At 60.1% G+C, this 10,643-nt stretch carries 12 protein-coding genes; 3 read left to right on the forward strand and 9 right to left on the reverse strand.

Annotated elements, in window-relative coordinates; genetic code table 11:
* The 4 genes from rpoD to rpsU form a co-directional block, all read right to left on the reverse strand.
* Positions 1–1,463: RNA polymerase sigma factor RpoD (gene rpoD / locus A3714_RS15945; protein WP_063527203.1), on the reverse strand; the 1,463-nt coding region annotated here is incomplete at its 3' end.
* Positions 1,464–1,647: 184 nt separating this feature from the next.
* Complete coding sequence (gene dnaG / locus A3714_RS15950) at positions 1,648–3,549, reverse strand: DNA primase (protein WP_063508629.1); 1,902 nt, start codon at positions 3,547–3,549, stop codon at positions 1,648–1,650.
* Positions 3,550–3,778: 229 nt separating this feature from the next.
* A complete protein-coding gene (locus tag A3714_RS15955) occupies positions 3,779–4,225 on the reverse strand; it encodes a GatB/YqeY domain-containing protein (RefSeq protein ID WP_062815874.1) in 447 nt (148 codons plus the stop codon).
* A gap of 14 nt (positions 4,226–4,239) precedes the next feature.
* Positions 4,240–4,455 (reverse strand): 30S ribosomal protein S21, encoded by a 216-nt coding sequence (gene rpsU, locus A3714_RS15960; RefSeq protein ID WP_007148705.1) that lies wholly within the window; start codon positions 4,453–4,455, stop codon positions 4,240–4,242.
* 160 nt (positions 4,456–4,615) lie between these two features.
* Between rpsU and tsaD the strand changes: the two genes are divergently transcribed.
* Positions 4,616–5,641 carry a tRNA (adenosine(37)-N6)-threonylcarbamoyltransferase complex transferase subunit TsaD gene (tsaD, locus tag A3714_RS15965; protein ID WP_063508637.1) on the forward strand — a complete coding sequence of 342 codons (1,026 nt, stop codon included), beginning with the start codon at positions 4,616–4,618 and terminating at the stop codon, positions 5,639–5,641.
* Between the two features lie 290 nt (positions 5,642–5,931).
* Here tsaD and plsY read toward each other — a convergent pair whose 3' ends face one another.
* A complete protein-coding gene (plsY, locus tag A3714_RS15970) occupies positions 5,932–6,522 on the reverse strand; it encodes a glycerol-3-phosphate 1-O-acyltransferase PlsY (protein WP_255361678.1) in 591 nt (196 codons plus the stop codon).
* Between the two features lie 202 nt (positions 6,523–6,724).
* Here plsY and folB point away from each other — a divergent pair, with 202 nt between their 5' ends.
* Entirely contained in the window at positions 6,725–7,087 is a 363-nt protein-coding gene (gene folB / locus A3714_RS15975) for a dihydroneopterin aldolase (RefSeq protein ID WP_035244902.1), read from the forward strand.
* A complete protein-coding gene (folK, locus tag A3714_RS15980; RefSeq protein ID WP_063508630.1) occupies positions 7,080–7,586 on the forward strand; it encodes a 2-amino-4-hydroxy-6-hydroxymethyldihydropteridine diphosphokinase in 507 nt (168 codons plus the stop codon). Before folB ends, folK begins: the two co-directional genes overlap by 8 nt.
* A 358-nt stretch (positions 7,587–7,944) precedes the next feature.
* Here the strand turns inward: folK and A3714_RS15985 are convergent, their stop codons facing one another.
* The 4 genes from A3714_RS15985 to A3714_RS16000 form a co-directional block, all read right to left on the reverse strand.
* Entirely contained in the window at positions 7,945–8,889 is a 945-nt protein-coding gene (locus A3714_RS15985) for a DUF4124 domain-containing protein (protein ID WP_063508631.1), read from the reverse strand.
* A complete protein-coding gene (locus A3714_RS15990) occupies positions 8,862–9,275 on the reverse strand; it encodes a DUF4124 domain-containing protein (protein ID WP_160052753.1) in 414 nt (137 codons plus the stop codon). Before A3714_RS15990 ends, A3714_RS15985 begins: the two co-directional genes overlap by 28 nt.
* Before the next feature lie 34 nt (positions 9,276–9,309).
* Complete coding sequence (locus A3714_RS15995) at positions 9,310–10,047, reverse strand: pteridine reductase (RefSeq protein ID WP_063508632.1); 738 nt, start codon at positions 10,045–10,047, stop codon at positions 9,310–9,312.
* Positions 10,026–10,643, reverse strand: a 618-nt coding sequence (locus tag A3714_RS16000) for an HD domain-containing protein (protein WP_156493874.1), incomplete at its 5' end; no start/stop codon positions are given. The genes A3714_RS15995 and A3714_RS16000, both read right to left, overlap by 22 nt.

Consider the following 10,643-nt stretch of genomic DNA (forward strand, 5'->3'; position numbering starts at 1 on the left):
TGGCGCTGTACCCGGTTGATCTTGTTGATCGTCTCTATCATGTGCACCGGGATACGGATGGTGCGCGCCTGGTCGGCGATAGAGCGGGTAATGGCCTGACGGATCCACCAGGTGGCATAGGTGGAGAACTTGTAGCCACGGCGGTATTCGAACTTGTCCACGGCCTTCATCAAGCCGATGTTGCCTTCCTGGATCAGGTCGAGGAACTGCAGACCGCGGTTGGTATATTTCTTAGCGATGGAAATTACCAGACGCAGGTTGGCTTCCACCATTTCCTTCTTGGCGCGGCGGGCCTTGGCTTCACCGATGGAAATGCGGCGGTTGATTTCCTTGATGTCAGCCACCGGCAAACCAATGATTTCCTCGACGGTGGTGATCTTGCGCTGGGCGCGCTGGATATCTTCCTTGACCACGCTCAGCTTGTCGGCAATGGTTTTGCCTTTCTTGGTCTTCAGCTGCTGGTCAACCCAGTCCATGTTGGTTTCGTTACCGGGGAACAGCTTGATGAAATCCTTGCGGTCCATGCCGCCGCGGCGGATGGCAGAGGACATGATCTGACGCTCGAATTTGCGCACCAGGTCCAGATTGTTGCGGGCGCCGACCAGCATCTCGTCGTAGATGCGCGGCACCAGCTTGAACAGGGTGAAGTGCTCGGCCAGGGCTTCCATGGCTTTGGCGGTGCTGGCATGGTCACGACCGTTGCGCTTGAGCGCGCGTTCGGCCTTCTCGTGCAGTTTCTTCAGCTCGGCAAAACGCTCGGCTGCCAGTACCGGATCCAGACCGCCCTCGTCCTCATCGCTGTCGTCGTCGTTGTCCTTGTCGTCAGCGTCGTCGTCATCATCGTCGTTTTCCTTGGCTTTTTCTTTCGCTTCAGCGGCTTTTTTGGCCTTCTCCGCGAAAGTCGGTTCCTTGTTGGCATTGGTGGCGGCCGCGCCGTCATCATTGGGGTCAAGGTAACCGGCGATGATATCGGTGAGCTTGCGCTCTTCGTTTTCCACGCGGGCGTATTCGTCGATCAGCATGTCCACGGCGCCGGGCCAGAAGGCCAGGGCGTGCAGAACTTCCCGGGTGCCTTCCTCGATACGCTTGGCGATCTCGATTTCGCCTTCACGGGTCAGCAGTTCCACCGTGCCCATTTCGCGCATGTACATACGCACCGGGTCGGTGGTGCGGCCGGGCTCGCTCTCTACGGAGGCGAGAACAGCGGCAGCTTCTTCGGCGGCAACTTCGTCAGTGCTGTCAGCACTTTCATCGATCATCAGCTGATCGGCATCGGCGGCTTTTTCCACCACGGTGATGCCCATGTCGTTGATCATCTGAATGATGTCTTCCACCTGGTCCGTGTCGGTGATGGACTCCGGCAAGTGGTCATTCACTTCGGCGTAGGTCAGGTAACCCTGTTCCTTGCCGAGTGCGATCAACTGCTTCAGCTGGGATTGTTGCTGCTGCTTTTGAGTCGTCATGCAATAAAGCCCGTAACGTCGTGCTAGCTTGCCGTGGCTGACTAGCGGATTGTGGCGTGGGAAAACGGCGTATTATACCGGTATGTGGGGATTTCGGCCAGTAATTGCAAGACTACGGGCCGGATGGGGGTGAATTGTTTTTGGTGTTACTTATCTTTGAAAATCATGGGGTTACAGGTTTTTTCTAGTTGAAGGGCTGGCGGGCGTGCTGGCGAGCTTCGGCAAGGGCCCGGTGCAGTTCCTGCCATTGGGCCGTGTCCGGGATGCCAGCTTGCTCCATTTCATGGAGAGCCGCCTCCAGGCGAGTGACTTCCAGCTGGGAGAGAGCATCCTGCCAGAGCCGGGTCGCCATCTCTTTTTGCATGGGCGGCTTGAGACTGGCCTTGAGCAGGCGGGACAGGGTTTCCCCCTGCTCCAGTGCCATCAGGGCGCCGAGCAGGGCGGCGGGGCTGTGGTTCTGTCGGCACAGGCCGGCTACCTGTATCAGCAGATCAATGTGCGGCATGGGGAGCCGCTCAACGCCGTCAGGTAGTGGATGCTCGCTTACCAGGTCCGGATAATCCAGCAGCACCAGGACCAGCCGTTCTGACAGGGTCATCGGGCCCTTGCGGCTGCCTCCCGGGTGGCGCGGTGGCCGGCTGTAAGAGTCGGCCGGATCGCTGTTGCCCGCCGGGTAGAAATCGTCCGGTGGCGGCATGGCGTCGTCATATTCCTCGGGCATGAACTGGTCATGGGAGTGCGGTGCCGGTTCGGCGCGAGGAGCGGGGGCAGGCTCCGTCCTGGGGGCCGGTTTAAGCTGTGCCAGAGATTCCTTGTCCAGGCGTGTCAGTTGTGACAGTTCCTGGGTCAGCAGCGCCCGGTAGACCGGCCCGGCGGGCTTGTCCAGATAGGGCAGGGCAAGCCGGGCCAGGCGGGCGCGGCCGTCCACGGTGGACAGGTCCAGCCCGTCGGACAGATGCCGGAAAAGATAGGTGGAAAGGGCGTCGGCCTTTTCGGTGAGCGCGCGCAGGGCTTCAGGGCCCTGCTGGCGCACCAGGGTGTCCGGGTCTTCCCCGTCGGGCAGAAACAGGAAGCGCACCTGTTTGCCGTCGTCCAGCGCGGGGAGCAGGGATTCCAGTGCTCGCCAGGCGGCCCGCACACCGGCCTGGTCACCATCAAAGCAAAGCACCACTTCGTTGACCTGGCGGAACAGCTTGCGGGCGTGGTCTTCGGTGGTGGCGGTGCCCAGGGTGGCGACCACATTGGGTACCCCGTGCTGGGCCAGGGCGATCACGTCCATGTAACCCTCCACCACATAAAGGCGGTCGCTGCGGTCGCGACTTTGCCGCCATTCCCACAGACCGTAGAGCTCCTGGCCCTTGTGGAAGACCGGGGTTTCCGGGCTGTTCAGGTATTTGGGTTTGCCGTCGCCCAGCACCCGCCCCCCAAAGCCGATGGTGCGTCCGCGGGTGTCGCGGATCGGGAAAATAATACGATCCCGAAATTTGTCATAGGTGCGGCCGGTGTCTTCCCGGCGCACCAGCAACCCGGCGGTCAGGGCCTGCTCAAGCCCTGCTTCAGTGAGTGACAGGGCGGTGATCAAGTTGTCGTAACCCGGCGGGGCAAAACCGACTCCGAAGCGTTTGGCGATTTCCCCGCTGAGCCCGCGTCCCTTCAGATAGGTCACCGCTTTTTGTCGCTCCGGGGCCTGGCGCAATTGCTGGCAGTAGAATTTTTCGGCCCGGCTGAGCAGGTCATAGAGGGACTGCAGGCGGTCCTTCTTCTGTCGGTCAGCGGGGGTTTCCGGGCGGCTTTCCGGAACTTCCATGCCGGCACGACTGGCCAGTTGCTTGACCGCTTCCGGGAAGCTCTGATGCTCGTATTCCATCAGGAAACCCACCGCATTGCCGGAGGCGCCACAGCCAAAGCAGTAGTAGAACTGCTTGTCCGGCGCCACGGTGAAGGACGGGGTCTTTTCCTGATGGAAGGGGCAGCAGGCGCTGTAATTGCGGCCGGTTTTTTTCAGGGGCACGCGGGAGTCGATCAGCTCCACCAGATCGGTGCGAGCCAATAGATCCTGTATGAAATTTTCCGGAATGCGTGCCATGGGTCTGATTTTGCCAGAATGGGAGTTGGGGCCGCTAAGTATGCAGGGCGATATACCAAGGCTTCTTATTCAAACAGAAACCGCAGGGTGGCGGTAGCAGTGCTTTGAAACCCGGTGTCGGTTTCTCACGGTTTACGGTCAGAAAAAGCCGGAAAACGGTGGGCAGCACGAACCGCTGAAGTTGCAGATAGGGTTATTCAGAGTCGCCGGATACAGCAAAGCGGCTCAATCAGTTGAGCTTGGCGCGAACCTTGCCACTGGCGGCGCCCATGTCGGCACGGCCCTGGAGTTGCGGCTTGAGAATGCCCATCACCTTGCCCATATCCTGCATGCCAGCGGCACCGGTCTGGGAAATGGCATCATCAATCAGAGCATCTATCTCGTCGTCGCTCAGTTGGGCGGGGAGAAACTCCTGGAGTACCAGGATTTCCGCTTCTTCGGTTTCCGCCAGTTCCGGGCGGCCCGCGTCGCGGTATTGGGTGGCGGAATCCTTGCGCTGTTTGATCAGCTTGTCGAGCAATGCCAGTACGCGGGCGTCATCGGGCTCGATGCGCTCGTCCACTTCGATTTGCTTGATCGCTGACAGCGCCATACGAAAAACGCCAAGACGTGCCTTTTCTTTGGCACGCATGGCGTCTTTCATGGCTGCAGTGAGCTGCTCTTTGAGCGCACTCATCAGACGTCTAAACCTTAGTAGAGACGTTTGCGTGCGAGTTGCTCACGCTGCAGTTTCTTAAGGTGACGCTTGACGGCTGCGGCACGCTTGCGCTTACGCTCTTGAGTGGGCTTCTCATACTGTTCGCGACGACGCACTTCAGAGAGAATGCCCGCTTTTTCACAGCCACGCTTGAAACGGCGCAGGGCCACATCAAACGGTTCGCCTTCTTTCACCTTCACCTGAGGCATGAAGAATCACCTTCCTAAAAGTCTTTGGGTTATATGGATTCGCCGCGGGCTCAGGTGGTCCCGGGTGCGGCGAGGGCGGGGATTCTACCTGAGTCGGGAAGAAATGCAAATCCGGGCGTCTGGCGCTATCATGGCGCCCGGATTTCAAGGGGTGAGCAACATGCGTGTATTGGGTATCGAATCAAGCTGCGACGAGACCGGGGTGGCGATTTACGACTCCGACGCCGGTCTGCTGGGGCAGGCCCTGTACAGCCAGGTGGAGATGCATGCCCGTTTTGGTGGCGTGGTCCCGGAGCTGGCCAGTCGCGATCATGTGCAGCGGGTACTGCCCCTGGTAAAACAGGTCATGGCGGAAGCCGCTACCACCCCGGATCAGCTTGATGGCATCGCCTATACGGCCGGTCCCGGCCTGGCTGGAGCCCTGCTGGTAGGGGCCGGCGTGGCCCGGTCGCTGGCCTTTGGCTGGGGTGTCCCCGCCGTGGAAGTCCACCATATGGAGGGCCATTTGCTGGCCCCCCTGCTGGAGCCGGATGCCCCGTCGTTTCCCTTTGTGGCACTGCTGGTCAGTGGCGGGCATAGCCTGTTGCTGGAAGCGCGCTCCCTGGGGGATTACGCCATTCTGGGCGAATCCGTGGATGATGCCGCCGGCGAAGCCTTCGACAAGGCCGCCAAGATGATGGGATTGGGCTACCCCGGCGGCCCGCGTATTGCTGCCCTGGCGGAGAAAGGGACGCCGGGCCGGTTCCGTTTCCCGCGGCCCATGACTGACCGCCCCGGTCTGGACATGAGCTTTTCCGGCCTGAAAACGTTTACGCTCAACACCATCAACGATCTGGGCGGCAAGGACGCTCTCAGCGAGCAGGACCAGGCAGATATCGCCCTGGCGTTCGAAGAGGCCGCGGTGGATACCCTGGTGATCAAGTGCCGCCGGGCGGTGGAGCAGACCGGTGACAAGCGCTTGGTGATGGCCGGCGGAGTGAGCGCCAATCGGGCATTACGTGCCAAGCTGGCAGAGCAGATGGAAAAGCGAGGGGTACGTGTGTTTTATCCTGCGCCCCAGTACTGCACCGATAACGGCGCCATGATCGCTTTTGCCGGCGCCCTGCGCCTGCAGGCCGGGGAGAGTGCCGAGCTGCCCATCAAGGTCCGACCACGCTGGCCGCTGACGGAACTGGCCTCACTCTAACGGCTACCTGCCTTTCTGTAGGAGCACCTCTTGAGGTGCGAACCACGCGTCAGCGTGGAAATCGCCCGTAGGGCGATCAGGACTGACAGGTATCGCGTGAGTAATTTGGTGGCACCTGCAAGTCCTGCTTCCTAGCTCAGCCTCGGATTCGTCCCTCAAGAGGTAGTATTCGCTACGCTCACCCTTCGGGCCGCACTGCACTACGTGCGTTACTCCGCTGCGCTCCGTTCCTACAGCGGCTTTGTTGATATCAAGAATCGCGCCGCCAGCGACGCTCCTACGGTGAGGGGCTAGTCTTTCTTCCTGAACCCCAGCTCTTCCCCGCGCAGCAGTTTTTGCAGGTTGCTGCGATGGCGCAGGATCATCACCAGGGACAGTGCCAGCATGGGCCAGAAGGCCTGGGGTAGCCAGGCGAAGATACAGGCCGGGGCCACCACGAAGGCGCTTAATGAGGCCAGGGAAGAGATGCGGGTGAGGGCGAACACCAGCAGCCAGACGACGCCGGCCACCAGGCCGCTGGGCCAGTGCAGGGCAAACAACAGCCCGAAGGCCGTGGCCACGCCCTTGCCGCCCTGGAAGTGGAAAAACATCGGGAACAGATGGCCGAGAAAGGCGAAGGTGCCCACCAGCGCGGCCACGAAGGGTCCCATGTCCAGATAGCGGGCCAGCACCACCGGGATCACCCCTTTCAGCACATCGCCCAGTAACGTGAGCGCCGCGGCGGGCTTACCGCCAATACGCAGCACATTGGTGGCACCGGGGTTGTTGGAGCCTTGGGTGCGCGGATCCGGGTAGCCGAACAGTCGGCACACCAGAATCGCGCTGGAAATGGAGCCCATCAGATAGCCGGCTGCACACAATGGCAGCAGCCAAAACCACACGTCCTGTAATGTCCCTGCTTGCACCGGCTATAATCTCCCTTCACATCGCCGGGGTGGCGACTTCTGCATGCTTGGCAGGCATTTATTGTACACATGGCGACACGCCTGCCTGCGTTGCAAGCGTAACATCTGATTACCCAAAGTGGGATTCATGCAGATGGAAAGTCGCTTTCCCGTGAAACCTGCGCCAATGAGGGCGAGTATGGACATTGTTTATATCAATGATTTGAAAGTGGATACCGTGATCGGGATTTTCGACTGGGAGCGGCGTATCCGCCAGACTGTCAGTCTGGATCTGGAAATGGCTGCGGATATCCGCAAGGGCGCAGCGTCTGATCACATTGACGATGCGCTGGATTACAAGGCTATTGGCAAGCGTGTGATCGCGTTTATCGAAGGCAGTGAATTCCAGCTGGTGGAAACCCTGGCGGAAAATGTGGCCCAGTTGGTGATCGGCGAATTCAATGTGCCCTGGTTGAAATTGCGGCTGAGCAAGCCTGGAGCTCTGCGTGGGTCGCGGGATGTGGGTGTGATTATCGAAAGGGGTCAAAAACCCAATGGGTAATAAGGATCAAACCGCCCGGGTGTATCTGAGCCTGGGCTCCAATATCGACCGGGCGCACAATATTCGTTCCGGCCTGGAGGCACTGGCTGCTGCCTTCGGCAGGTTGGCGATCAGCCCGGTCTATGAAAGCGAGGCGGTGGGCTTTTCCGGCGATGCCTTCTACAACCTGGTGGTGGGTATTGATACCACCCTGCCGGTGGGCGAGCTTGCCGCCCTGTTGCGGGATATCGAGAAAGACCATGGCCGGGTGCGTGGGGAAAAGAAATTCTCTAGCCGGACCCTGGATATCGACATCCTCACTTATAACGATCTCACCGGCGAGATCGACGGGGTGCAACTGCCCCGTGACGAAATCCTCAAACACGCCTTCGTTCTCAAACCCCTGGTGGACCTGGCTCCCGATGCATTTCACCCGGAAATCGGCAAGCCCTACCGGCAGTTGCTGGAAGAGTCGGATTTTGCCGGGCAGGCATTGTGGGTGGTGGAGTTGGAAGCGTAGTTGCGAGCTACGAGCTACGCTCGATTGGAGAGGGGAAGACTGGAAAGTTCCTCAAGTTCCGAGATACCTACGAAGCCGCCTGTAGGAGTACCTCTTGAGGTGCGAACCGCGCTTGCGCGGAAATCGCCCGCAGGGTGATCAGGAATCTCAGAGCTCGACAGGTTTCAGAAAAGAATGGCTGGCACCAGGATCTCTGTCGCCTCGCCCTGGCTCGGATTCGTCCCTCAAGAGGAACTCCTACAGTGGCTTTGTAGCCAGTTTTGTGGGGCGCCGAACCTGTGTTCGCGGGGCTGGGCGGGAATCGTTTTACTGAATCTCTCCCGCGTTGCAGCTTGAGGCTTGTGGCTTGTTGCTTCTCTCAATACCAGTGCGGAGTCATGTCGCTCTGTGCCCAGCGGAAAAAGTCATATTCCAGCCGCGTCAGTCCCCCCGGATAGATCTGGTCGATTCGTTGCAGGGTGGGGCGGCGGTCGGTTTTTTCCAGTTCCTGTAACAGTTTGCGCAAGGTGCTGCGGCCTACCGGCTTTGACATCAGGAAAGCGGTGGTGGCCCAGGCCACGGTATAGGGAATGGCATCAAGTTGATGGGCCATGCGTCGCCACTGCCTGTCATCCAGAGACAGATACTGGCGCAGGGTAATCAGCCGCCCTTCATCCATCCATTGACGAATGCGGGCCTGGGCATCGGCCAGCGCTTCCACTTTCAGGCGCCCATCGGGCTGCACCTGCAGGGTCTGAAAATATTGGGCGAGCCCCTCGTGGAGCCAGACCGGTGACGCCGGAGAGAGCTGGTAAAGCAGCACGTGACTGCTTTCATGGAGAATTGTCTGTGCGACTTGCTGATCGTTTCCCCAGCGCCAGACCGCCACTTCATTACTGGCAGGTATGAAGACGCCGGCATAGTGGGCGTTGCTGGAGCCGATACGATCCTCCATCCATTGACGGAAATCCGCCTGATGTTCGAACAGATACAGGTTCACCTGGGCGGTGCCGTGCAAGTCCAGTCCGAAATCGTTGCGGTAGCGCCGGTAGATAAAGCGAATCGCCTCCAGGGTCCTGTCGTGAAGTTCCCCGGGCAGGGTGAAGTCCTTGCGTAGCTGGGAGATTTCCAGTTCCTGGATAACCGGCGAGGTCTTGGGGGTAACCTTCTGGCTCTCCAGTTGCTCCGGCGGCCGATCGCCAAAGTGCAGTTTGCCGTTCTCGTCTCGCCACTGGAAGATGTCCCCGTGGGCTGCCAGTGAGGTGATCAGGACCGCGGCGCTGAAACCGGTGCGGATCAGGAATTGCAGTTTCTTTGAATCCACTGACGTACCTCTTCCTTGTCCTTTTCAACCTGATCCAGCGTGGGGTGGGTGACCTTGCCGTCCTCATCCTGATAGACGAAACGGCCGTGCAGTCGTTTCAATTTTGCCCTGGCTTCCTTGCATTGTCTGGCGATAGCGTCCTGCTGTTCCCGTTGTTCGGATGCCTGTTCGCGCTGTTCTGCTTTCTCACTCTGGCGAAGCCGCAGGGCGCGCTCGTTGATTTCCCTGACGCGATCACCCTGGCCGATTTTGGGGGGTGCCTTGATATCCATTTTCTCGTGCTGCTCCTGGGGGGGCTGATCACCAAAGTGCCAGTTGCCCTCTGCGTCCTGCCAGCGATATACCTCCGCGTTGGCGAGAAGCGGCAGTACGAGCAGTAGTGTCATGATTCCCTTCATGGTTTCCCCTAATCAGTGGTGGTTAGCTTCCTTGCAGTGTCAGTGAGCGCCCGCCGTCCACCGCCAGAATCTGGCCAGTGACGAACGGCGCCTGGGTGCCGAGCCACCATACCGTCTCAGCGATGTCCCGGGGCGTGCCGCACCGTTTCAGTGCGGTGGCATCCTGGATGTCCTGCTGATTCATCTGCCCGGCTTCCGGCCACAGGATGGGGCCGGGGGACACGCCGTTGACGCGAATATCCGGGCCCAGTTCCCGGGCCAGGCTGCGTGTCATCATGGCAAGGCCGGCCTTGGCCATGCAATACAGAGTATGGTGTTGCAGCGGTTTTTCCGCGTACACATCCACAATATTCACAATGCTGCCATGTCGTTCGCTCAATGCCGGTGCCAGCTTCTGGCTCAGGATAAACGGCGCACGCAGGTTGCTGTGAACCAGCCTGTCCCAGTCGGCATCATCGGCCTGATCGACGGGGGTCGGGTAAAAGCTGGAGGCATTGTTAACCAGCAGGTCCATACGGCCAAAGCAAGCCAGGGCATCGGCTGCCAGCTGGCGCACCTGATCAGGCTGGTCCAGATCCGCCTGCAGCAGGGCGGCGCTGTCCGCCCGTTCTGCGTTCAGGCTGTCAGCCAGTGCGCGAGCGTCATCGGCACTGTTGCGATAATGAATGATGACCCGCATGCCGTTGCGGTGCAGAGTGCGAACGATTTCTGCGCCAATGCGACGGGCGCTGCCGGTGATCAGGGCGACGGAATCTGCCATGTCTTTTTAAACTCACTTTTGTAGTGGGAGAGTGCGTGAATGCGGGCCTTCTCAATGGCCTCGCCCAGTGCCGGCCCCTCATTGCCCTCCTTGCGCAGCGCTGCCACATCAATATTCCTGACGGCCTGTGCCGCGCCGCGCAGGTAATCCACCTGGGGATAGGGGCGGTCTTCCAGTCCGGTACGACCGCGGGCATCCGCTTCGCAGGCGAGCAGAAACTCCTCCAGCCGTTCCGGGCGACGAACCACATCCAGCGTCTTCAGCAGCTTCCAGACCGTGGCGGGCTTGAGCTCCAGCGCTCGATGACAGTGGGTATGGTATTCCGCCACCAGAGCCGCCAGGGTGGCGGCGTCTTTGGGGACGCGCCAGCGCTTCGATACGGTTTTCGCCAGCCGCGCGCTGCGGATTTCGTGGGCAATATGTCGGGGCCATTCTTCCTCGGGTGTCTTGCCCTTGCCCAGATCGTGGCAGAGGACGGCGTAACGTGCCGTCAACGGCAGGTTCAGTCGACTGGCCTGTTCCAGACACAGCCATTGGTGCACCAGGGTGTCCACTTCCGGATGGTGTTGCTCCGGTTGCGGCACGCCGTCCAGAGC

The sequence above is a fragment of the Alcanivorax sp. HI0007 genome, from assembly GCF_001635525.1.
GTDB lineage: Bacteria > Pseudomonadota > Gammaproteobacteria > Pseudomonadales > Alcanivoracaceae > Alcanivorax.

What these genes read in the sequence shown, in the direction of transcription:
- dnaG (WP_063508629.1), bottom strand. Translation starts at nt 3,549, where the DNA reads ATGGCACGCATTCCGGAAAATTTCATACAGGATCTATTGGCTCGCACC.
- A3714_RS15955 (WP_062815874.1), bottom strand. Translation starts at nt 4,225, where the DNA reads ATGAGTGCGCTCAAAGAGCAGCTCACTGCAGCCATGAAAGACGCCATG.
- rpsU (WP_007148705.1), bottom strand. Translation starts at nt 4,455, where the DNA reads ATGCCTCAGGTGAAGGTGAAAGAAGGCGAACCGTTTGATGTGGCCCTG.
- tsaD (WP_063508637.1), top strand. Translation starts at nt 4,616, where the DNA reads ATGCGTGTATTGGGTATCGAATCAAGCTGCGACGAGACCGGGGTGGCG.
- folB (WP_035244902.1), top strand. Translation starts at nt 6,725, where the DNA reads ATGGACATTGTTTATATCAATGATTTGAAAGTGGATACCGTGATCGGG.
- folK (WP_063508630.1), top strand. Translation starts at nt 7,080, where the DNA reads ATGGGTAATAAGGATCAAACCGCCCGGGTGTATCTGAGCCTGGGCTCC.
- A3714_RS15990 (WP_160052753.1), bottom strand. Translation starts at nt 9,275, where the DNA reads ATGACACTACTGCTCGTACTGCCGCTTCTCGCCAACGCGGAGGTATAT.
- A3714_RS15995 (WP_063508632.1), bottom strand. Translation starts at nt 10,047, where the DNA reads ATGGCAGATTCCGTCGCCCTGATCACCGGCAGCGCCCGTCGCATTGGC.